The organism is Parviterribacter multiflagellatus (genome assembly GCF_056863265.1).
The window spans coordinates 38,674-59,983 of the sequence record NZ_JBXPIZ010000015.1 but is presented as its reverse complement, the minus strand read 5'-3'; the positions used below and the strand labels follow the sequence as shown (position 1 = coordinate 59,983).

General features: G+C 74.6%; 18 protein-coding genes. 14 read left to right on the top strand and 4 right to left on the bottom strand.

The window, feature by feature from the left end:
- Positions 1 to 96 precede the first annotated feature (96 nt).
- The 5 genes from AC1UE5_RS27390 (at position 97) to AC1UE5_RS27370 (ending at position 4,822) form a co-directional block, all read left to right on the top strand.
- On the top strand, positions 97 to 1,089 hold the full coding sequence (locus AC1UE5_RS27390) for an NAD(P)-dependent oxidoreductase (RefSeq protein WP_482929126.1): 993 nt from the start codon (positions 97 to 99) through the stop codon (positions 1,087 to 1,089).
- The gene (locus AC1UE5_RS27385; RefSeq protein ID WP_482929125.1) at positions 1,082 to 2,107 is read left to right on the top strand and encodes a D-alanine--D-alanine ligase family protein; all 1,026 of its coding nucleotides are present in this window, start codon (positions 1,082 to 1,084) and stop codon (positions 2,105 to 2,107) included. The genes AC1UE5_RS27390 and AC1UE5_RS27385 overlap by 8 nt, the downstream gene beginning before the upstream one ends.
- On the top strand, positions 2,104 to 2,712 hold the full coding sequence (vanX, locus tag AC1UE5_RS27380) for a D-Ala-D-Ala dipeptidase VanX (protein WP_482929124.1): 609 nt from the start codon (positions 2,104 to 2,106) through the stop codon (positions 2,710 to 2,712). The genes AC1UE5_RS27385 and vanX overlap by 4 nt, the downstream gene beginning before the upstream one ends.
- Positions 2,713 to 2,796: 84 nt before the next feature.
- A complete protein-coding gene (locus AC1UE5_RS27375) occupies positions 2,797 to 3,957 on the top strand; it encodes a sensor histidine kinase (protein ID WP_482929159.1) in 1,161 nt (386 codons plus the stop codon).
- A gap of 118 nt (positions 3,958 to 4,075) precedes the next feature.
- Complete coding sequence (locus AC1UE5_RS27370; protein WP_482929123.1) at positions 4,076 to 4,822, top strand: SDR family oxidoreductase; 747 nt, start codon at positions 4,076 to 4,078, stop codon at positions 4,820 to 4,822.
- Positions 4,823 to 4,830: 8 nt separating this feature from the next.
- Here the strand turns inward: AC1UE5_RS27370 and AC1UE5_RS27365 are convergent, their stop codons facing one another.
- Both AC1UE5_RS27365 and AC1UE5_RS27360 read right to left on the bottom strand, forming a co-directional pair.
- Positions 4,831 to 5,517, bottom strand: a complete 687-nt coding sequence (locus AC1UE5_RS27365; RefSeq protein ID WP_482929122.1) for a response regulator — start codon at positions 5,515 to 5,517, stop codon at positions 4,831 to 4,833.
- On the bottom strand, positions 5,514 to 6,668 hold the full coding sequence (locus tag AC1UE5_RS27360) for a sensor histidine kinase (protein ID WP_482929121.1): 1,155 nt from the start codon (positions 6,666 to 6,668) through the stop codon (positions 5,514 to 5,516). The genes AC1UE5_RS27365 and AC1UE5_RS27360 overlap by 4 nt, the downstream gene beginning before the upstream one ends.
- A gap of 134 nt (positions 6,669 to 6,802) precedes the next feature.
- Here AC1UE5_RS27360 and AC1UE5_RS27355 point away from each other — a divergent pair, with 134 nt between their 5' ends.
- Together AC1UE5_RS27355 and AC1UE5_RS27350 are read left to right on the top strand one after the other, a co-directional pair.
- Entirely contained in the window at positions 6,803 to 9,028 is a 2,226-nt protein-coding gene (locus tag AC1UE5_RS27355) for an MMPL family transporter (protein WP_482929120.1), read from the top strand.
- A 37-nt stretch (positions 9,029 to 9,065) separates the two neighbouring features.
- A complete protein-coding gene (locus tag AC1UE5_RS27350) occupies positions 9,066 to 9,644 on the top strand; it encodes an NADPH-dependent FMN reductase (protein WP_482929119.1) in 579 nt (192 codons plus the stop codon).
- On the opposite strand, the gene AC1UE5_RS27345 is transcribed toward AC1UE5_RS27350, so the two are convergent.
- Positions 9,595 to 11,943 carry a heavy metal translocating P-type ATPase gene (locus AC1UE5_RS27345; RefSeq protein WP_482929118.1) on the bottom strand — a complete coding sequence of 783 codons (2,349 nt, stop codon included), beginning with the start codon at positions 11,941 to 11,943 and terminating at the stop codon, positions 9,595 to 9,597. The genes AC1UE5_RS27350 and AC1UE5_RS27345 overlap by 50 nt on opposite strands.
- Positions 11,944 to 12,169: 226 nt before the next feature.
- On the opposite strand from AC1UE5_RS27345, the gene AC1UE5_RS27340 reads away from it, so the two are divergent.
- Positions 12,170 to 13,591 carry an MFS transporter gene (locus AC1UE5_RS27340; RefSeq protein WP_482929117.1) on the top strand — a complete coding sequence of 474 codons (1,422 nt, stop codon included), beginning with the start codon at positions 12,170 to 12,172 and terminating at the stop codon, positions 13,589 to 13,591.
- A 475-nt stretch (positions 13,592 to 14,066) separates the two neighbouring features.
- Here the strand turns inward: AC1UE5_RS27340 and AC1UE5_RS27335 are convergent, their stop codons facing one another.
- A complete protein-coding gene (locus AC1UE5_RS27335) occupies positions 14,067 to 14,627 on the bottom strand; it encodes an alpha/beta fold hydrolase (protein WP_482929116.1) in 561 nt (186 codons plus the stop codon).
- Positions 14,628 to 14,710: 83 nt separating this feature from the next.
- On the opposite strand from AC1UE5_RS27335, the gene AC1UE5_RS27330 reads away from it, so the two are divergent.
- The 6 genes from AC1UE5_RS27330 (at position 14,711) to AC1UE5_RS27305 (ending at position 21,304) form a co-directional block, all read left to right on the top strand.
- Entirely contained in the window at positions 14,711 to 17,437 is a 2,727-nt protein-coding gene (locus AC1UE5_RS27330) for an ATP-binding protein (RefSeq protein ID WP_482929115.1), read from the top strand.
- 61 nt (positions 17,438 to 17,498) lie between these two features.
- Positions 17,499 to 18,308 carry an alpha/beta hydrolase gene (locus AC1UE5_RS27325; RefSeq protein WP_482929114.1) on the top strand — a complete coding sequence of 270 codons (810 nt, stop codon included), beginning with the start codon at positions 17,499 to 17,501 and terminating at the stop codon, positions 18,306 to 18,308.
- Positions 18,305 to 18,877 (top strand): DUF4396 domain-containing protein, encoded by a 573-nt coding sequence (locus AC1UE5_RS27320; protein ID WP_482929113.1) that lies wholly within the window; start codon positions 18,305 to 18,307, stop codon positions 18,875 to 18,877. Before AC1UE5_RS27325 ends, AC1UE5_RS27320 begins: the two co-directional genes overlap by 4 nt.
- 50 nt (positions 18,878 to 18,927) lie before the next feature.
- Positions 18,928 to 19,773, top strand: a complete 846-nt coding sequence (locus AC1UE5_RS27315; protein WP_482929112.1) for an LLM class F420-dependent oxidoreductase — start codon at positions 18,928 to 18,930, stop codon at positions 19,771 to 19,773.
- On the top strand, positions 19,770 to 20,165 hold the full coding sequence (locus AC1UE5_RS27310; protein WP_482929111.1) for a TIGR03668 family PPOX class F420-dependent oxidoreductase: 396 nt from the start codon (positions 19,770 to 19,772) through the stop codon (positions 20,163 to 20,165). Before AC1UE5_RS27315 ends, AC1UE5_RS27310 begins: the two co-directional genes overlap by 4 nt.
- Positions 20,162 to 21,304: a serine hydrolase domain-containing protein gene (locus AC1UE5_RS27305; protein ID WP_482929110.1), complete on the top strand. Its 1,143-nt coding sequence runs from the start codon at positions 20,162 to 20,164 to the stop codon at positions 21,302 to 21,304. Before AC1UE5_RS27310 ends, AC1UE5_RS27305 begins: the two co-directional genes overlap by 4 nt.
- The last annotated feature ends 6 nt before the right edge of the window (positions 21,305 to 21,310 follow it).

Below are 21,310 nucleotides of genomic sequence, written 5' to 3'. Positions count from 1 at the left end.
CTCGCCCGCGCACGCCGGGACCGGTCCGCCGCCTATCGGCGGCATATGGAGATCCCCATACGGGCCGGCAACGCCCCGCTGCGTTGACTCACCGGCATGCTCCACACCCCACCGGCGTCTCCGCGCTCCGCCGCCGTCCCGACCACGGGGATCACGATCTACGGCTGCGCTCCGGACGAGGCCACGCTCTTCGACGAGCTGTGCTCCCGGCACGGCGTCGCTCCCACCATCACCGCGGCGCCGGTGACCGAGCAGACCGCCGGCCTGGCCCGCGGCAGCAGGTGCGTCAGCATCGGCCACAGGACCCCGGTCGCCCCCGCGACCCTCCGCGCGCTGCGGCACGCCGGCGTGCGCTACGTCTCCACCCGCAGCGCCGGCTGCGACCACATCGACGTCGACTACGCGGCCCGGCTCGACATCGCCGTCGAGACCGTCGCCTACTCGCCGGACAGCGTCGCCGACTACACGCTGATGCTCATGCTGATGGCGATCCGGCACGCCCGGACGACCATCCGGCGCGCGGACGTCCACGACTACCGGCTCAACGAGACCCGCGGCCGAGAGCTCCGCGACCTGACTGTCGGCGTCGTGGGCACCGGCCGCATCGGCGGCGCGGTGATCGAGCGCCTCCGCGGATTCGGCGCCCGCGTGCTCGCCCACGACACGCGGCCCGGCACCGGCGCCGCCCACGTCCCGCTCGACGCGCTGCTCGAGCAGAGCGACATCGTCACGCTCCACACGCCGCTCACCGAGCGGACCCGCCATCTGCTCGACCGCCCGCGGATCGACGCGATGAAGCGCGGCGCGGTCGTCGTCAACACCGGACGCGGCGGGCTGATCGACACGGCAGCGCTCGTCACTGCGCTGGAGAGCCGCCGCCTCGGCGGCGCCGCGCTCGACGTCCTCGAAGGCGAGCAGTCGTTCTTCTATGCCGACTGCCGCGACCGCCCGGTGAGCGACCACCTGGCGCGGCTGCACGCGCTGCCGAACGTGCTGATCACCCCGCACACCGCCTACCACACCGACCGCGCGCTGCGCGACATGGTCGAGCAGTCGCTCGTGAACTGCCTGGAGCACCGGCATGCCTAAGGTCAAGCTCGGCGTCCTGTTCGGGGGGACGAGCGAGGAGCACCCGATCTCGGTCAAGTCCGCGCGTGAGGTCGCCAAGCACCTCGACCCGTTCAGGTACGAGCCGTTCTTCGTCGGCATCACCGAGAAGGGCGAATGGCGGCTGTGCGACGGGCCGAAGCCCGGATGGCAGCAGGGCCGCCCAGCGATCCTCTCCCCGGACCGTGCCGACCCCGGACTGCTCGTGCTCGACGACGGTCGCTACGCGACCGTCGCGCTCGACGTCGTCCTGCCCGTGCTGCATGGCCGCTTCGGCGAGGACGGCGCGATCCAGGGACTGCTCGAGCTGTCCGGCATCCCGTACGCGGGCTGCGACATCCAGAGCTCCGCGCTGTGCATGGACAAGTCGCTCACCTACCTCGTGGCGCGCCAGGCCGGCATCTCCACGCCGACATTCACGACGCTCGCGCCGGGTGAGGGCGCACCAGACGAGCTGGCCTACCCGGTGTTCGTCAAGCCCGCGCGGTCGGGCTCGTCGTTCGGCGTCACCAAGGTCGCGCACGCTGACGAGCTCGCCGGCGCGATCGCGACTGCCCGCCGGTACGACGCGAAGGTCGTCATCGAGGAGGCCGTCGAGGGGAGCGAGGTCGGCTGCGCGATCCACGGCGCCGGCGCCCACCTGCTCGCCGGCGAGGTCGACCAGATCGCGCTGTCCGACGGCTTCTTCCGGATCCACCAGGAGCGCGCGCCCGAGCAGGGATCCGACAACGCGACGGTGACCGTCCCGGCCAAGATCTCGCCTGCGGCCCGTGCGCGCGTGCAGGAGGCCGCGAAGGTGATCTACCGCGCGCTCGGCTGCCGCGGCCTGGCGCGGGTCGACCTGTTCCTCACCCCGGACGAGCGTGTGGTCCTCAACGAGGTCAACACGTTCCCCGGCATGACGTCCTACAGCCGGTACCCGCGGATGATGGCGGCGGCCGGGCTGAGCTTCGCCGACGTCCTCGACCGGCTCGTCACCGCGGCCCTCCAGACCCGATGATCGACGGGTTCGCGTTCGTCGACGAGCGCGTCCCGGGCCTGCGCTGGGACGCCAAGTACGCCACGTGGGACAACTTCACCGGCAAGCCGGTCGACGGCTACGGCGCGAACCGCATCGTGGGCACGACCGCGCTCTGCGCCGCGCTCGAGCGCGCCCGGGACCACGCCGCCGAGCGGGGCTTCGGCCTGCTGCTGTGGGACGGCTACCGCCCGCAGCGCGCGGTCGACTGCTTCCTGCGCTGGGCCGGGCAGCCCGAGGACGGCCGGACGAAGCGCCGCCACTACCCGAACATCGGCCGCGCCGAGATGTTGACGCGCGGCTACGTCGCCGCCCGCTCGGGGCACAGCCGCGGCAGCACGATCGACCTGACGCTGTTCGAGCTGGCCACCGGCGAGCTCGTGACGATGGGCGGCGGCTTCGACCTGATGGACGCGGTCTCGCACCACGATGCGTCCGGCATCACCGACGCGGAGAGCGCGAACCGCCGGCACCTGCGCTCGATCATGACCGCGGCCGGCTTCGGCGCTTACGCACGCGAGTGGTGGCACTACACGCTCGAGGACGAGCCGTTCCCGGACACCTACTTCGACTTCCCGATCGGCTAGATGGGCTTCTCGCCAGCCGACCTGGCGGCACGGGTGGGCGGCACGCTCGCCGGCCCCGATACGCCGGGCGCGATGGAGAAGGCCGTGGACAGACCGCCCGGGTTGAGCGTCCGCCTGAAGCTCACCCTCAGCTACGCCGGGTTCCTCGTGCTCGCCGGTGCCCTGATGCTCGCGGCCGTGTGGGTGTTCCTCCTGCGCAGCTATCCCACCAGCAGCCTCGTTCCCAGGCTCACCAACTTCCCGCGCGTCCTCGATCCCACCAACTTCGGCCCCAGCGTCTTCGGTGCGGCTGCGGTCGTGGTGCTGGCGTTCCTCCTCGTGTTCGGCCTTGCCGGAGGATGGCTCCTGGCCGGGCGGATGCTCGCTCCCCTCGAGCGGATCACCGACGCGACGAGCCTCGCCGCGACCGGATCGCTGTCGCACCGCATCCGGCTCCCGGGCCGCCGCGACGAGTTCCGCCAGCTCGCCGACGCCTTCGACGCCATGCTCACCGAGCTCGAGGCCCACGTCGCCGAGCAGCGACGACGCGCCGACGAACAGCAGCGATTCGCCGCCAACGCCTCGCACGAGCTGCGCACGCCGTTGGCCATCACGCAGACGCTGCTCGACGTCGCCCGCAAGGACGACGGCCGCGAGGACGAGCTCGTCAAGCGCCTGCACGCCGTCAACACGCGAGCGATCGACCTCACCGAAGCGCTCCTCCTGCTCAGCCGGGCCGATCAGCGCACGTTCGCCGCGGAGCCCGTCGAGCTGTCCCTGGTCGCCGAAGAAGCCACCGAGACGCTCCTGCCCTTCGCGGCAGACCGCGGCGTGGCCATCGAGGTCTCCGCCGACGTGACGCACACCACCGGCTCGCCCGCGCTCCTGCTGCAGATGGCGACGAACCTCCTGCACAACGCGATCGTCCACAACCTGCCCGACCACGGCGTCGTGTGGGTGACGACCAGCGCACACGCTGAGCGGGTGGTGCTCACGGTCGAGAACACCGGCGAGCGGCTCGCCCCGCAGCTGGTCGCCACGCTCGCCGAGCCGTTCCAGCGTGGCAGCAGCCGCGTGCGCAACGACCACGTCGGCCTCGGACTGGGCCTGGCCATCGTCAGGAGCATCGTCCAAGCCCACGACGGCACGCTCACCTTGAGCCCGCGGACCGGCGGCGGGCTCTCCGTCACGGTGCAGCTCCCCGCCTCGGCGGCACCGGGGCCAGATGGTCCGTCCCGGGCCGATGTCGCACCCGGGGCCGCCTGACCGGAGTCCCGCGAGCATCAGCGCTGCAGTGGACCCCATCGCCGGGTCCTCGAGGCTGGTGGTTCGACCGGTGGGGTTCACGGATGTGACGCGGGCGCGGTGAGCGCACGATGGCGGCATGCACATCGCAGTCATCGGCGGCCGAGGACGGCTCGGCGCCGCGGTCGTCACGGAGCTGGAGCGGCGGGGGCACACGCCTCGCGTCCTGAGCCGGTCCGCGTCCGAGCACCCGGTCGACCTGACGACCGGCGCGGGGCTCGACGGCGCGCTTGCGGGCGTCGAGGTCGTGGTGGACGCCGTCAACGAGACCTCGTCCAAGCACGGGCGCGCGGTGCTCGTCGCAGGGACGCGTCGCCTGCTCGCGGCGGAGGCGCGGGCGGGCGTGCGCCACCACGTCGAGCTGGGGATCGTCGGCGCGGAGCAGGTCCCCCTCGCGTACTACGCCGCGAAGGTCGAGCAGCTGGACGTGGTCCGCGGCGGCCCGGTGCCGTGGACGATCGTCCGCGCCACGCAGTTCCACGAGCTCCTCGCGTGGGGCTTCGCGTCAGCCGCGCGGTGGCGGGTGCTGCCAGGCGGCGCCGTCCCCGTGCAGCCTGTCGCCGCGGCCGACGTCGCTCAGGCCGTCGCCGAGGCCGCGCTGACCGAGCCGCGCCACGGCGTGGTGACCGTCGCGGGTCCGGCGATCGAGCCGCTCGGCGCGCTCGCGTCCGCGTGGAGCGCGGCGACGGGCACGCGTGCGGTGCGGATCCCGGTGCCGCCCGTCACGCGGGCGACCCGCGCGCTCCGCGCCGGTGCGCTCACCACCGACACGCCCGACCTGCGGGGCACGACCACGTTCTCGGCGTGGCTGAAGACGCACGTGTGACCGCCCGCTCACGGCGCCGTGCGCTTGCCAGGCGCGACCACACCGCACTCGTAGGCGAGGATCACGGCATGGATCCGGTCGCGTGCGCCGAGCTTGGTCAGCACGTTGCGCACGTGGCTCTTGACCGTCGTCTCCTCGACGGTCAGCGCGGCGGCGATCTCGCGGTTGGAGCGCCCTTGGGCGATGAGCAGGAAGACCTCGAGCTCGCGCGGCGTGAGGTCGGCGAGCCGGGGATCCGGGGACGAGCTCACGACCGGTTGCTCGACCACGCGCTCGATCACGCGTCGTGTCACCGCGGGTGAGAGCAGCGCGTCGCCGGAGGCGACGACGTGGATCGCGCGCAGCAGGTCCTCAGGGGTGCTGCGCTTGAGCAGGAAGCCGCTGGCGCCGGCGCGCAGCGCCCCGACGACGTACTCGTCCTCGCCGAACGTCGTGAGGATGACCACGCGCGCGTCGGGCACCCGAGCGATCAGCTCGCGGGTCGCGGTGATGCCGTCCATCTGCGGCATCCGCACGTCCATCAGCACGACGTCGGGGCGGTGGTGGGGCGCGCGGCGCAGCGCGATGTCGCCGTCCTCGGCCTCGGCGACGACCTCGAGCGCCGGGTCGCTGGAGAGGATCAGGCGCAGGCCGCGGCGGACGAGGTCGTCGTCGTCCACGAGCATCACGCGGATCGCGTCGCTCGCGTCGGTCACGGCGCCTGTCGGCCTCGGGGCAGCGTCGCGCGGACCTCGAAGCGGTCGCCGATCCGGCGGCCGTCCAGCGTGCCGCCGAGCAGCGCGGCGCGCTCGCGCATCCCGGTCAGGCCGTGGCCGCCCGTGGTCCGCGCGGTCGCGCCCTCGGCGACGGGGTTGGTCACCGTGAGCACCAGCGCACCGTCGCGGCACTCGAGCGTCAGCTCGGCGGCGCCGGTCCCGTGGCGCGCGGCGTTGGTCATCGCCTCCTGCGCGATGCGATAGGCGGCGCGATCGATCGGTGGCGGCAGGCGCAGCTCAGGGCCCGTGCGGTCGCGCAGCGAGAAGTCCAGGCCGGCGGCCCGGTGGCGCTCGACGAGCGCGCCGATGCCGTCGATGCCGGGCAGCGGCTCCAGGTCGGCCGGCGCGCCATCGCGCAGTCCGCCCAGGATCGCGTCGATGTCCTGCATGCTCTCGCGCGCGATCGCCTCGATGGTCGCGATCGCCTCGCGGCTGCGCTCCGGCTGGCTGTCCTGGACGAGCCGCGCCGCGCCGGCCTGGATGAGGATCGAGTTGATCGCATGGCCGACCGAGTCGTGCAGCTCGCGGGCGATCCGCGATCGCTCCTCGGCGACCGCGAGGCGCTGCTCGCCCACGGTGCGCTCCCGCTCCTGCGCCGCCCGCTGCCGTGCCAGGCGGCGGCGATCGCTGACGAGCCAGCCGCCCGCCCACAGCAGCGCGGTGATCGTGGACTCGCCCGGCTCGGGTTCGAAGCGCGACCAGGCCACGGCCACGTACGCCGCGAAGGCGGCGAGGCAGGCGATCAGGATGAAGAACGCGTCCTCTCTCCGGCGGTCGCGCTCGGCGAGCGCGGCGAGGACGATCGCCGGAGCGGGCGCGGTCAGGACGGCGTAGTCGAGCGCGACGGGCGCCACGGCGCCGGCGAGGACCACCACCAGCGCCGCTCGCGGCGCTCGGTGACGCGCCAGCAGCGGGAGCGCGGCGAGCAGGCAGACGGCCACGCCGACCAGGTCGGCTTCGCGCGCCTGGCCGGCCTCCGCGCCGAACGCCTGGCTGGCCATCTGCACGACCGAGAACCCGAACACCGCGGCCGTGAGCGCGACGTCGAGCGCGAGTTGGCGCGAGCCCGGCGCGGACCTGATCCTCGACACGAGGCCGAGCGTAACGGCACGCCCCCTGCCCGGGAACCTCCCGCGGCAGGAGGCGTCTCCTCCCGTGGGAGGAGGCGCAGGATCCGCCGAGCGGACGTTTCGCGCGGGCCGCGGCAGACCTAGCGTCGCCGGGCATGTCAACGACATCGATCTCCCCTCCGCCGATCGACCGCACCGGGCGCTGGCTCAAGAGCCTCACCCAGTGGGTGCTCGCCCACAAGCGCCTCGTCGCCGTGGCCTGGCTCGCGCTCACCCTGGTCGGGTTCTACGGCTCCGCGAAGGTCACCGACGCGCTCAACGAGAACTTCACCATGCCCGACAGCGCGAGCACCATCGCGAACGAGGAGATCGTCAGCCGCTTCGACACGGGCGGCGCGACCCCGCCGCTCGTCGCCGTCGTCACGCTGCCACCCGGGACGACGGCCCGCGCGCCGGCGGTCCGCGCCGACCTGCGGGCGCTCGAGCAGGACCTCGCGCGCGCCGTCCCCGGCGCGCGCATCGCGTCCTTCGGCTCCACCCCCGAGCCGGCGTACGTCTCAGACGACGGCCGCACCACGTTCGCGATCGTGCATCCACCGTCGGCCGTGGTCGAGGACGCCGGGCCGAGCGGGAACGAGATCAGCGACGTGACGCTGGCGCGCGCCGAGCAGGCCGCCGCGGACGCGCGCGTGGGCGGCGCCGAGGTCCGGCTCACCGGGAACGCGCTGCTGGCCCGCGAGGCGCCAGGCGAGGGCGGCGGTCCCGGCTTCCTGAACGAGACGCTCATCGCCGGCGTCGGGGCGCTGATCGTGCTGGTGTTCGTCTTCGCGTCCGCACTCGCCGTCGTGCCGGTGCTGATGTCGATCGTCGCGATCCCGGTCACGCTGCTGGCGGTCTGGGGGCTCACCGCGCTGACCGAGGTCAACCTGGTCGTCGTCTTCCTCGTCTCGCTGATCGGCCTCGGCGTCGCGATCGACTACGCGCTCCTGATCGTCATGCGCTGGCGTGAGGAACGAGACCGCGGTCAAGGCAACGAGCAGGCGATCGTGCACGCCGCCGGCACCGCCGGGCGCGCCGTGCTGTTCAGCGGCAGCACCGTGGCGATCGGACTGCTCTCGGCGCTCGTGCTGCCGGTGCCGTTCCTGCGCTCGATGGGCTACGGCGGCCTGCTCATCCCGCTGGTGTCCGTCGCCGTCGCGCTGACGCTGCTGCCGGTCGTGCTCGCGACGGTCGGCCCGCTCGCCGACGCGCGCCGGCTGCGCCGCACCGACCGCGCCGACCGGCACTGGGCCGGCTGGGCGCGCCTGGTCATCCGCCACCGCGTCGCCGCCGCAGTCGGCGGCACGGCCGTGCTCGTCGCGCTCTGCATCGTCGCCCAGGGCATGCTGCTCGGCAGCCCGGAAGCGAAGTCGCTCAACGGCACCGGCGACCCGAAGGCCGCGCTCGCGCAGCTCGATCGCTCCGGCATCGGCGCCGCGCCGCTCGCGCCCATCGAGGTCCTGACCCCGGCCGACCGCGCGGACGACACCGCCGCCCGCATGGCAGCCGTCGACGGCGTCCGCGCCGCCAGCGCCCCGCGCGACGCGTGGCGCGCCGACGACCGAGCCGTCGTCGAGGTCCTCCCGCGCAGCGACTCAAGCTCGCAGGCCGGACGGGACACGGTCGACGCCGTGCGCGATGCCGCCGCGGAGCTTCCGGCCACGACGGTCGGCGGGGGCACCGCGGAGACGATGGACTTCATCGACGGCGTCTACGGCTCCTTCCCGCTGATGCTCCTGCTGATCTCGGTCGTCACGTTCGTGCTGCTGGCACGCGCGTTCCGCTCGATCGTGCTGCCCGCGAAGGCGATCGCGATGAACCTGCTGTCGGTCTTCGCGACCTGGGGCGTGATGACGCTCGTCTGGCAGCACGGGGTCGGCACCGAGCTGCTGTTCGGCGTCGGACCCTCCGGAGCGGTCTTGTCGTGGGCGCCGGTGATCGTGTTCGCGTTCATCTACGGGCTCTCGATGGACTACGAGGTGTTCATCCTCGCCAGGATGCGCGAGGAGTACGACCGCACCGGCTCGACCGACGAGGCGGTCGTCCGCGGGATGGCCGGCACCGGGCGGCTCGTGACCAGCGCGGCGCTGATCGTCTTCCTCGCGTTCGCCTCGATGGCGACCGCCGGCGACGCGGACCTGCAGGTGCTCGCCACCGGACTCGCCGCGGGCGTCCTCATCGACGCGCTCGTCGTGCGCTCGCTGCTCGTCCCCGCCACCGTCTCGTGGCTCGGCCGCTGGAACTGGTGGATGCCCGAGCTCGGCCGGCGCCTGCTGCGTCTGCCCGCGCTCGTGCCTGCCGCCGAGGCGACGAGCACCGGCTCAGCGTCTCGGGGTGCTTGACTTCAAGCGCGCTTGAGGTGGTAGACCGGGGGTCGCCATGAACACGACACCCCTGATCGTCGGGCTCGGCGGGACCATGCGGTTCGGCTCGTCGAGCTCGCGCGCGCTGGAGATCGCGCTGGAGCACGCACGTGCGCTCGGTGCGCGCACCACCGCGATCGTCGGTCCCCAGCTGGATCTGCCGTCGTACGACGTCGGCGGGCCGCGCAGCGCGGCCGCCGAGCACCTGGTCGACGCGGTGCGCGAGGCGGACGGGCTGATCATCGCGTCGCCCAGCTACCACGGCGGCACGTCCGGGCTGATCAAGAACGCGCTCGACCACCTCGAGGAGCTCCGCGACGAGCGATGCCCGTACCTGGAAGGCCGCGCGGTCGGGCTCATCGCGACCGGCGACGGCTGGCAGGGCGCGAACGCGACGCTGCAGTCGCTGCGGCAGGTCGTGCACGCGCTGCGCGGCTGGCCGACGCCGCTCGGCGTCGCGCACAACGTCGCCGAGGAGGGCGTCGAGGCTGCGCGCGAGCGGCTGGAGGTCGTGGCCGCGCAGGTGGTCGAGCTCGCGGCGACGGTCAGCTGCCGGGAACGCGCGCGTGCTGGCGCGGGAGCCGCAGGCGCTTGAGGGCCACGGCGTTGAGCGCCACGATGATGCTCGAGCCCGCCATCGAGATCGCGCCGACCTCGGGGCGCAGCACGAACCCGAGGGGTTCGAAGACGCCCGCGGCGACCGGCAGGGCCAGGCTGTTGTAGCCGACGGCCCAGGCCAGGTTCTGGTGCATCTTGCGCTTCGTCCCGCGGCTGATCGTGATGGCGGTCGCGACGTCGAGCGGGTCGGAGCGCATCAGCACCACGTCCGCGGTCTCGACCGCGACGTCGGTGCCCGCGCCGATCGCGATGCCGACGTCGGCCTGCGCGAGCGCCGGTGCGTCGTTGACGCCGTCGCCGACCATCGCGACCTTGCGCCCCTCGGCCTGCAGCTCCTTGACCTTGGCGGCCTTGTCGGCCGGCAGGACCTCCGCGATGACCTCGTCGATGCCCAGCTCGGCGGCCACGCGCTCGGCGGTCGCCCGGCTGTCGCCGGAGAGCATGACCGTCCGGACGCCGAGGGCCTCGAGCGCGGCGATCGCCTCGCCGGCCGTCTCGCGTGGGGCGTCCGCGACGGCGATGACCGCGGCCGCACGGCCGTCGATCGCCACCTGCACGCTCGTGCGGCCCTCGCCGGCGAGCTCGTCGGAGCGGGCGGCCAGCCCGTCGCGCGAGATGCCCTCGCGCTCGAGCAGCCGCGGGTTGCCGACCGCCAGCCGGTGGCCGTCCACCGTGGCGAGCAGCCCGTGGCCCGGCACGGCCTCGAAGCCCTCCGCGCGCGGCACGGTCAGCCCACGCGATGACGCGGCGCTGACGATGGCCTGCGCGAGCGGGTGCTCCGAGTCGCCCTCGGCGGCGGCGACCAGGCGCAGGACCTCGTCCTCGTCGACGCCGTCGGCGGTCGCGACCGCCACGACCTCGGGCTCGCCGCGCGTGAGGGTGCCGGTCTTGTCGAGCACGACCGTGTCCAGCGTGGCCGCCTGCTCCAGCCCCATCGCGTGCTTGAACAGGATGCCGCGCTGGGCGCCCAGGCCGGTGCCGACCATCACGGCCGTCGGCGTCGCGAGGCCGAGCGCGTCCGGGCAGGTGATGACCACGACGGTGATGGCGAACAGCAGCGCCTCCTGGGCGTCGCGGCCGACGACGAAGTACCAGACCGCGAAGGTCAGGGCGCCGCCGATGAGCGCGACGAGCACCAGCCAGAACGCCGCGCGGTCGGCGAGCCGCTGGCCGGGCGCCTTGGAGCTCTGGGCCTCCTGGACGAGCTTGACGATCTGGGCGAGCGCGGTGTCGGCGCCGACCTTCGTCGCCCGGGCGCGCAGCGTCCCGTTCTTGTTGATCGTCGCGCCGATCAGCTCGTCGCCCGGCCCCTTCTTCACCGGCAGGCTCTCGCCGGTGACGGTCGACTCGTCGACCTGGCTCTCGCCCTCCTCGACGCGAGCGTCCACGGGCACCTTCGAACCGGGCCGGACGAGGAGGAGGTCGCCGACGACCACCTCGGCGGTCGGCACCTCGACCGGCTGGCCGTCGCGCAGGACGACCGCCATCGGAGGAGCGAGGTCGAGCAGCGCGCGGATGGCGTCGTTGGCGCCGCCGCGGGCGCGCATCTCGAACCAGTGCCCGAGCAGCACGAACGTCGCGAGCATGCCGGCGGCCTCGTAGAAGACCTCGCCCTCGATGAAGAACGTGGCCGCGACCGAGTACGCCCAGCCGACGCCGATCGCGACGGCGACCAGCACCATCATGTCCAGCGTCCTGCTGCGCAGCGCCGCGACGGCGCCGGTGAAGAAGATCGACGAGGCGTAGAGGACGACGGGCAGGCTCAGCAGCAGCTGCCACACCTCGCGGTCGATCCCGAACGGGGTCGCCAGCTCGGTGCCGAGCAGCTCGGTGCCGACCATCGACCACAGGACGATGGGGATCGTGAACGCGAGCGCGGCCAGGAAGCGGTTGCGCATGTCGCGTTCCATCTGCTCCATCGACATGCCGGCGTGGCCGCCGTGCCCGTGCCCGTGCGCCGCGTGGTCGTGCGCGGCGTGCTCGTGGGCGGCGTGCTCGTGCCCGGGCTCCGCCATCGGGTCGCAGATGTGCCCGGGGACGGACTGCCCGGCGCAGTGGTAGCCGCACTCCGTGACCCAGCGCGTGAGGTCCGCGACGGACGTCTCGGTCGCGTCGAAGGTCACGGTGGCGGTCTGCGCCACCGGGTTGGCCTCGACGGCGATCACCCCGGGGCGCGCCCCGAGCGCGTGCTCGACGCGGCCCTTCTCGCTGGCGTAGTGCAGCCCGCCGACGTGCAGGACCGCGGTCTCGTGCGTGGGGGCGGTGACCGTGCTCATGTCTTCCAGTATAATACCCCCGGGGGGTATGACAAGACCACATGAGGAAGAGCCGACGATGACGACCGAGAACCGCACGTACCTGACCTGGGCGGTGGCTGCAGGGGCCGCCGGATGCGGGCGATGTGCCATCGCGGCCTGACGGTCGTCCGACCGGCAGCGCGGCACCGCCCCGACACATCCCTCACGTTGAGCCGCGTGGTGCGGCTCGGAAAGGCAGTCCCTCATGCAGTCCGCAGATCCGCGGCGCTGGTCGGCCCTGGCCGTCATCGCGCTCGCGCAGTTCATGGTCATCATGGACACGTCGATCATCGGCGTGGCCCTGCCCGAGATCCAGGCGGATCTCGGCTTCACCCCCGAGACCCTGTCCTGGGTCTTCAACGCCTACGTCGTCGCGCTCGGCGGGCTGCTCCTGCTCGGCGGGCGGCTCTCGGACCTCTTCGGCGCAAAGCCGCTGTTCATGGCCGGCTGGGTCGTCCTGCTCGCCGGGTCGCTGGGCGCCGGCCTCGCCGACTCGGTCGGTGTGGAGATCGCGTCCCGGGCGGTCCAGGGGGCGGGTGCGGCGCTCATCGCGCCGTCCGCGCTCACGCTCCTGATGATGCTGTTCGCCGCCGACCCGAAGGAGCTGGTGAAGGCGTTCGCCATCTACGGCGCCGCCGCTCCGGCGGGCGGCACCGCGGGCGTGTTCCTCGGCGGCGTGATCACGGAGTGGATCAGCTGGCCGTGGGTCTTCTACGTCAACGTGCCGATCGCGCTCCTCGTCCTCGCCGTCACGCCGTCGCTCATGCCGAGCGCGCCGGCGCGACGGGGCTCGATCGACGTCGCGGGCGCTCTGGCCGCCACCGCCGGGCTCGCGCTGACGGTGTTCGCGATCGTCCGCGCGCCCGAGGTGGGCTGGGGCGCGACCGAGACGCTGCTCGGGCTCGCGGGAGGCGCCGCGCTCGTCGTCGCGTTCCTCGCGATCCAGGCTGCGCGACGCGCGCCCCTGATGCGCCTGAGCATCTTCCGCACGCCGAACCTCGCGGCCGCGAACCTGGCGCAGCTCCTGCTCGGCGCGGCCTGGATCCCGATGTGGTTCTTCCTGAACCTGTACCTGCAGCAGGTGCTCGGCTACGGCGCGTTCGAAGGCGGGGCCGCCCTGCTGCCGATGACGCTCGCGATCATGGCCCTCATGGTCGTCGTCGCGCCGCGCGTCATCGCGCGGTACGGGCCGAAGACCCCGGTCGTGGCCGGGATGCTGCTCCTGGCGGCCGGGATGGTCGCGCTGTCGTTCGTGCGGCCTGACGGCAGCTTCGCCACGGACGTCCTCCCGGCGTCGTTGATCGCGGCGGCCGGCATGTCGCTCGCGTTCATCCCGTCGCTCGGGACGGCGATCTCGTCGGCCAAGCCCGAAGAGGGCGGGCTGGCGTCCGGCATCGTCAACACGGCCTACCAGGTCGGCTCCGCGCTCGGCCTGGCAGCGATGACCGCGGTGGCGACGTCGCAGGGCGCCGACCGGCTCGGCGACGCCGCGGCGCTCACCGACGGCTACTCGGCGGCGTTCATCGGCGCGGCGGGGATCGCGCTGGTCGGCGCGGTCCTGGCCTCGGCGCTCCTCCGGGCGCCCGCGGCCGCGGACGCCGAAGCACGGGAGCCCGTCGCAGCCTGAGTGATGCGGGGCGCCGCGCTCGGCGCGGCGCCCCGCTGCTCGGTTCGAGGGGCGCGCCGGTGGGAGGACCGGGGTGTCCCCGGGCGCGACCTCTGCAGCGGGGCGGCATCGTCGCGGTTCTCGTGCCCACCATCGCGGAACCCGACTCCACCGCCCGGCCGGCGGCCGCCTGAGCCATGCACGCTGGGTGCGTCGCGGTGGTGACCGGAGCGCATCGGGGCTCGGCCCGTCCCTCGTCGCCGAGCTGCTGCGCCGGGGTGCACGGGTGCACGCGATGTCGCGGGCGCCGCAGCCCACGGCGCATCCCGGCGTGTGGATCTCCCGCCTCGACGTGACGGATCCGGAGTCCATCGCGCAGGCCGCCGCCCGCGCGAGCGACGCGACCCTGGTCGTCAACAACGAGCTGCTGTCGACGGGCGCGCGGCTCGTCGACGGCGACCTGCGGGAGGTCGACCTGGAGATGGAGACCACCTTCTTAGTCGGCGCGCGCCTCGTCCGACACGACGCCGTCGATCGTGTCGATGGCCGCGTCGACGATCGCGCGGGCGTCCATCGCCCGGAAGCGGTCGAGGTCCTCCGCGAGCGCCCAGTCGCGCAGCGGCTCGCCGAGCGCGAGCGGCACCGCGGCTCCGCCGCTGCCCACCACGACGCTCGGGAACAGGTCGGGGCGGGCCGCCGCGGCGAACAGCGCGGCCGACGTCCCGACGTCCGGGCCGACGACGTGCGGGCGGATGCCGAGCGCCTCGGCGAAGCGGACGAGGAACCCGCCCATCGCCTCGGACGCGAGGAGCTCGTCGCGGCCCTCGGAGCGGCCGAAGCCGGGCAGGTCGACGGCGACCACGCGGAAGCGCGCGCTGAGGGCCGGCCAGATCGGGGTGAAGGCGAGGATGCTCTCCGGCCAGGGGCTCGTGAGGAGCAGCGTCGGCCGGACCGTGCCGCCGGTGTCGGCGTACCGGATGCGGAGGTCGCCGATGCGGGCGATGCGGGTCTGCGCCGCGGGTGTCGGGGCGCTCGTGGTGATGTCCACCGAGGTCATTGCCGCATCCTCCGGCGGAGGGTGCGGCGGCGCGCCCGTGCGCACCCTGGGCTCGTTCACGGGTGCGATCGGTACGAGCCGGGGTGCTCGTCGATACCGTCGCGCGTCGTCAGATGCGGATGAGCGAGGACACGACGCGCGGCGACCTGGTCGGCCGCGGGCCGGAGCTGGACGCGGTGCGGCGGGCGCTGGCGCGCGGGCGCGAGCGCGGCGGTGCGCTGCTGGTGACGGGCGAGCCGGGCATCGGGAAGACCGCGGTCCTCGCGGAGGCGGTGCGCCTGGCGGACGAGGACGGCGCGCGCGTGCTCCGCGCGGCCGGCGTGCAGTCGGAGGCCCACGTCCCGTACGCCGGCCTGCACCTGCTGCTGGCCCCGGTCCTGCGCCGCAGCCCCGAGGCCAGGGCGACGCTCGTGACCGCGTTCGGCGCAGGCGACGCGCGCGAGCCGGGGCTCTTCCGCGTGGCGCTCGCGACGCTCGACCTGCTCGCCGACGTCGCAGAGGACGGGCCGGTGCTGCTCGTGGTCGACGACGCCCAGTGGCTCGACAGCGCCACGCTGGACGTGCTCGCGTTCGTCGCCCGGCGGCTGGAGGCCGACCCGATCGTGCTCGTGGCCGCCGCGCGCGACGGCGCCGCGGGGCCGCTGCACGAGGCGGGGCTCCCGGTGCTGGAGCTCGACCGGCTCGCTCCCGAGGCGGCGCAGCGCCTGCTCGACGCGCACGCCCCGGCGCTCCCCGAGGCGCGCCGCGCGGCGCTGCTGCAGGCGGCGGCGGGCAACCCGCTCGCGCTCGTCGAGCTCCCGCGCGCGGCGCCGGCCTCCGCGCCGTCGCCGCTGCCGCTCACCGACCGGCTGGAGCGCGCGTTCGCCGGGCGCGTCGGCGAGCTGCCCGAGCCCGTCCGCCGGCTGCTGCTCGTCGCGGCGGCGGACGACCGCGACGACGCGGCGGAGATCCTCGCGGCGGCAGGTCTCCTGGCGGGCGCGACGCTGACCGCCGACGACCTGGCGGCGGCGGTCGACGCGCACGTCGTCGACGTCGCCGGCGGGCGCGTCAGGTTCCGCCATCCGCTCGTGCGCTCCGCGCTCGTCCGGACGGCGCGACCCCGCGACCTGCGCGCGGCGCACGCGGCGCTCGTGGAGGTGCTGGCGGACCGGCCCGAGCGGCGCGTCTGGCACCGCGCCGCGGCCGCCGCCGGCGCCGACGAGGCCGTCGCGGAGGAGCTCGAGGCGGTGGCGCTCGACGCGGAGACGACGGGCGCCGTGGAGGTCGCGGTGACCGCCTACGAGCGTGCGGCTGCGCTGAGCGCCACGGACGCCGGACGCGGGCGCCGGCTCCTGCGCGCCGCGGAGCTCGCGCACGACCTGGGCCGGCAGGAGGAGGCGCAGCGGCTGGCCGCGGCGGCCGAGGAGCTGACCCTCGACCCGCTCGAGTCCGCGCGGCTGGCCTGGCTCGCGCAGCACCTCGCCGCCCACTACGCCGACGCGCGGCGCCTGCCGGCCTACCTCGACATCGTGCGGCGCCTGCAGGAGGGCGGGGACGTCGACCTCGCGCTGCACGGGCTGCACGCGGTCGGCACGCAGCTGTGGTGGGCGCCGGTGCCCGACGCGCTGCGCGCCCAGGTGATCGACGCCGCCGAGCGGCTGCCGCTCCCGCCCGATCACCCGCTCGTCCTGTCCGTCCTGGCGGCGGCCGCGCCGCACGACCGCGGCGGGGTGGTGGTCGACCGGCTCGCCCGGGCGGGGCACGAGCACGACACGGACCCGGTGAACGCCCAGCACCGCGCGGCTGCCGCGATGGCGGCCGGCGCGCTCGACGTCGCCGACGCCCAGCACCGGCGCGCGATCGACGGGCACCGCGCGAGCGGCCGGCTGAGCCGCCTCGCGCAGGTGCTGCTGGAGAACGGCTGGTGCGCGATCCACCTCGGGCGCGTGAAGGACGGGACGATCGCCGTCGCCGAAGGCGGCCGGCTGGCCGCGGAGACCGCCCAGCCGGTGTGGGTCGTGTCCGCGCAGCTGCAGGAGGCGACGCTCGCGGCCCAGGGCGGTGACGCGTCGCTGCTCGGCGGGATCGACGCGGCGGCCACGGCGGCGCCGCCGCCGCTCGTGGCCCTGTGCCGCGGGCTGGCGGCGCTGTCGCTCGGGCGGCCGGACGAGGCGTTCGAGCACCTGGCGGGCGTCTTCGCCGGCGACGGGCCGGCGGCGCACGCGGCGATGCGGACGTTCCTCGTGGCGGAGCTCGCGGAGGCGGCGGTCCGCGCGGGCCGCCACGCCGAGGCGCGTGGTCATCTCGAGCGGCTCGCGTCCGTGGCCGAGCGAACCAGGTCGCCGATCCTCGGCCACGGCCTCGCGTACGCGCGCGCGACGCTCGCTCCGTCGGCCGGCGCCGAGCCGGCCTTCCAGGCGATGCTCGACCGCGACCTCGCCGCCTGGCCGTCGCTGCACGCCCGGACGCTGCTGGCCTACGGCGCGTGGCTGCGGCGCGCCCGCCGGGTGGCCGAGTCGCGGGTGCCGCTGCGCACCGCGCACGCGATGTTCGCCGCGCTGGGCGACCGGCCGCGCGCCGAGCGGGCGGCGCAGGAGCTGCGCGCGTCGGGCGAGCGCGCGCGCAGCCGGGAGCCCGGCGCCTGGGACGAGCTGACGGCCCAGGAGCTGCAGATCGCCGAGCTGGCGGCGGCCGGCCTGACCAACCGCGAGATCGGGCAGCGGCTCTACATCTCCGCGCGGACGGTGAGCACGCACCTGTACCGCGCGTTCCCCAAGCTCGGCGTCACGGCGCGGAGCGAGCTGGCGGGCGCGCTGCGCCGCGACCGGTGACGTACGCCGCCCGAACGGGTGACGTACTCGAACCTGAACGTCCGCGCCTACGGTCGCGGACATGACCGACGCAGCGACGAGCCCGAGCACCATCGTCCTCATCCACGGGCTGTGGATGACACCCCGCAGCTGGGAGCACTGGAAGGCCCGCTACGAGAGCCGCGGCTACACCGTCCTCGCCCCGGCCTGGCCGGGGATGGAGGCCGAGGTGGAGGCGCTCAACGCCGACCCCGACCCGATCGCGCGGCTCGACGTGGAGACGATCGTCGCCCACTACGAGGAGATCATCCGCGGCCTCGACGCCCCGCCGATCATCATGGGCCACTCGTTCGGCGGGACGTTCACGCAGATCCTGCTCGACCGCGGCCTCGGCGCGGCCGGCGTCGGCGTCTCCTCCTCGACCGTGAAGGGCATCCTCGACCTGCCCCTGACGACGCTGCGCGCGGTCTCGCCGGTGCTCGCCAACCCGCTCAACCGCAACAACGCGGTGCCGCTGACGGCGAAGGAGTTCCACTACGCGTTCGCCAACACGCTCAGCCGCGAGGAGTCCGACGCGATCCACGCGCGCTACCACGTGCCGGGCGCGAGCCACGTGCTGCGGGAGGGGGCGTTCGCCAACCTGCACCGCCACGCGGCGACGGAGGTCGACTTCCACCGCGAGGGCCGCGCGCCGCTGCTGTTGATCGGGTTCGGCGAGGACCACGTCATCCCGGCGAAGGTCGCCCGCCACAACGCCGAGAAGTACGACGGCGAGGTCGAGTTCGTGGAGTTCCCCGGCCGGCCGCACTTCCCGGGCGCGCCCGGGTGGGAGGAGGTCGCCGACCACGCGCTCAGCTGGGCGACCGCGCACGCCGCGCCGGCGGCGGCGTGACCGCCGCGCACCACCATGGGTCGGCGCTGCCGACCGAGGGGCGGGCGCTCGACGCGCTCGCGCTGAACGCGACGCTCCACTGCCTCACCGGCTGCGCGATCGGCGAGGTCCTGGGCATGGTGATCGGCACGGCCCTCGGCTTCTCGGAGCTCGGGACCGTCGTGCTCGCCGTGGCGCTCGCGTTCCTGTTCGGCTACACGATCACGAGCCTGCCGCTGCTGCGCGGCGGGCTGCCGCTGAAGGTCGTCGTGCCGATCGCCCTCACCGCCGACACGCTGAGCATCACGGTGATGGAGATCGTCGACAACGCGGTGATGCTCCTCGTCCCCGGCGCGATGGACGGCGGCGTCGACACCGTGCTCTTCTGGGGCTCGCTGTCGTTCGCCTTCGCCGTCGCCGGGCTCGTCACGCTCCCGGTCAACCGCTGGCTGCTGCGCCGGGGGAAGGGCCACGCGGCGGTGCACGCCACCGGCATCCACGGAGGGCCGGACGTGCGCGTGGTCGGCGCCGTGTTCGTGGTCGCCGCGGTGTTCGGCAGCGCCGTGCTCCTCGCCGAGGCGCTCGGGTGAACGAGCGGGCGGCGCGCCCCGGGGGCGGCGCAGGCGTATAGCTTGCCCGCATGGACGCGGGCGTCGCCTACTTCCCCACCCACGACGGCCTGGGGCCGGCCGAGCTCGCGCGGCTCGTCGAGGAGCGCGGGCACCGGTGGCTGCTCTGGGCCGAGCACACGCACATCCCGGCGGCGCGCGAGACGCCGTGGGGCGGCACCGAGGGCGCGCCGCCGCTGCCGCGCAAGTACGCGCGCACGTACGACCCGTTCGTGGCGTCGGCGTACGCGCTCGCGGCGACGACGCGCCTGCGGGTCGGGACGGGCATCGCGCTGGTGGCGCAGCGCGATCCGATCGTCACCGCCAAGGAGGTCGCGTCGCTCGACCACCTCAGCGGCGGGCGGTTCGAGCTGGGCGTCGGGGCCGGGTGGAACCGCGAGGAGATGCGCAACCACGGCGTCGACCCCCGCACGCGGATGCGGCGGATGCGCGAGCACGTCCTGGCGATGAAGGCGATCTGGACGCAGCACGAGGCGTCGTTCGACGGCGAGTTCGTCTCGTTCGACCGCATCTGGAGCGACCCCAAGCCGCTGCAGAGGCCGCACCCGCCGATCCTCGTCGGCGGCGACGGCCCGACGGTGCTCGACCGCGTGCTCGAGTACGGCGACGCGTGGATGCCGAACCACGGGCGCGGGATCGCCGGGCGGATCGCGGAGCTGCGCGAGCGCGCCGACCGCCCGATCGAGGCCGTCGTGATGAACGTCCGGCCGGATGTGTCGCTGCTGGAGAAGTACGAGAAGGCCGGCGCCGACCGGGTCTTCTTCTGGCTGCCGTCCGGCAGGCGCGCGGTCGTGGAGGCGGAGCTCGAGCGGATCGAGCGCGCGATGTTCGAGCTGCACGACGCCGGCCTGGGATGAACGAGGCGGCGGCGTGGGACCGGCTCGCGGCCGCCCGCGTCGGGCGGCTCGCGACGACCGCGCCGCGCGTCGTCCCGGTCACGTTCGCGGTGGTCGGGACGACGATCGTCCACGCCGTCGACCACAAGCCGAAGGCGACCCGCGCGCTCGCGCGCCTGCGCGACGTCGAGCGCGACCCGCGCGTGTGCCTGCTCGTCGACCACTACGACGACGACTGGACGCAGCTGTGGTGGGTGCGCGCCGACGGGGCGGCCCGGGTGGTCGACGCGGCCGATGGCGCGGACGCGCTGGACGCGCTCGCCGCGAAGTACCCGCAGTACGCGGCGCGGCGTCCGGAGGGCCCGATCGTCGCCGTCGACGTCGAGCGCATCTCGGGCTGGGCGGCCCGATGACGCGGCACCGGGCATGGCTGGCGCTGATCGTCCTGGCCGTGACCGGCGCGCTCGGCGGCGGCGCCCACGCGGTCGCGGCGCGCCCGGCCGCCGGCCCGGCGAGCGGCGATCCGGCCGACGCGGCGATCCAGCGGTTCCTCGACGCGGCGCTGCCGCCCGGCGCGAGCGGCACGGTGGTCGCCGCCCGCCGCGGCGAGCTCGTGCACTGCCGCGGCTTCGGGCCGGCCGACCGCGAGGCCGGGATCGCGGCGACGTGCGACACGGTCTACGACGTCGGGTCGATCACCAAGCAGTTCACCGCCGCGGCGATCCTGAAGCTGGAGATGCAGGGCAGGCTCAGCGTGCGCGACCGGATCGGCGAGCACCTCGGCCGCGTGCCGGCCGGCAAGCGCGCGATCACCGTGCACCACCTGCTCACGCACACGTCGGGCCTGGTGGAGGGGCTCGGCGACGACTACGAGCCCGTGAGCCGCCGCGCGCTCGTCGACCGCGCGCTGCGGTCGCGCCTGCGGTCGCGGCCGGGCGCCGCGTACCGCTACTCGAACACCGGCTACAGCCTGCTGGCCGCGATCGTCGAGGAGGCGTCGGGCATGGGGTACGAGGCGTACCTCGCCCGGCACCTCTTCGCGCCGGCGGGCATGACGCAGACCGGCTACGTGCTGCCGCGGTGGGCGCGCGAGCAGGTCGCGGTCGAGTACGACCCGCGCGGCCGGCCGCAGGGCCGGCCGTTCGAGCACCCGTGGGCCGCGGACGGCCCGTACTGGAACCTGCGCGGCAACGGCGGGATGCTCTCGACCGCGCGCGACATGTTCCGCTGGCTCGGCGCCCTGCGCGGGACGAAGGTGCTCGACCGGCGCGCGAAGGCCAAGCTCTTCCGCGCCCACGTGCGCGAGGAGCCGGGCGGCGACACCTCCTACGGCTACGGGTGGGTGATCCAGCGCGGGGGCGCCGGCCGGGTCGCGTGGCACAACGGCGGCAACGGCTGGTCCTACGCCGAGGTGGTGCGCCTGCCCGGCCGCGGCGCGAGCGCGTTCTGGGTCACCAACCGCTACCGCGACCGCGCCGCGGGCTGGAACCTCGAGGAGCTCGGCCCGCGGCTGACGGAGGGCATCGTCGGCAGGGTGCTCGACGGCGGCTGACGCGGG

Coding starts and splice junctions, on each gene's coding strand:
- AC1UE5_RS27350 (WP_482929119.1), top strand. CDS start 9,066: ATGAACACGACACCCCTGATCGTCGGGCTCGGCGGGACCATGCGGTTC.
- AC1UE5_RS27340 (WP_482929117.1), top strand. CDS start 12,170: ATGCAGTCCGCAGATCCGCGGCGCTGGTCGGCCCTGGCCGTCATCGCG.
- AC1UE5_RS27310 (WP_482929111.1), top strand. CDS start 19,770: ATGAACGAGGCGGCGGCGTGGGACCGGCTCGCGGCCGCCCGCGTCGGG.
- AC1UE5_RS27385 (WP_482929125.1), top strand. CDS start 1,082: ATGCCTAAGGTCAAGCTCGGCGTCCTGTTCGGGGGGACGAGCGAGGAG.
- AC1UE5_RS27355 (WP_482929120.1), top strand. CDS start 6,803: ATGTCAACGACATCGATCTCCCCTCCGCCGATCGACCGCACCGGGCGC.
- AC1UE5_RS27345 (WP_482929118.1), bottom strand. CDS start 11,943: ATGAGCACGGTCACCGCCCCCACGCACGAGACCGCGGTCCTGCACGTC.
- AC1UE5_RS27315 (WP_482929112.1), top strand. CDS start 18,928: ATGGACGCGGGCGTCGCCTACTTCCCCACCCACGACGGCCTGGGGCCG.
- vanX (WP_482929124.1), top strand. CDS start 2,104: ATGATCGACGGGTTCGCGTTCGTCGACGAGCGCGTCCCGGGCCTGCGC.
- AC1UE5_RS27335 (WP_482929116.1), bottom strand. CDS start 14,627: ATGACCTCGGTGGACATCACCACGAGCGCCCCGACACCCGCGGCGCAG.
- AC1UE5_RS27325 (WP_482929114.1), top strand. CDS start 17,499: ATGACCGACGCAGCGACGAGCCCGAGCACCATCGTCCTCATCCACGGG.
- AC1UE5_RS27370 (WP_482929123.1), top strand. CDS start 4,076: ATGCACATCGCAGTCATCGGCGGCCGAGGACGGCTCGGCGCCGCGGTC.
- AC1UE5_RS27390 (WP_482929126.1), top strand. CDS start 97: ATGCTCCACACCCCACCGGCGTCTCCGCGCTCCGCCGCCGTCCCGACC.
- AC1UE5_RS27305 (WP_482929110.1), top strand. CDS start 20,162: ATGACGCGGCACCGGGCATGGCTGGCGCTGATCGTCCTGGCCGTGACC.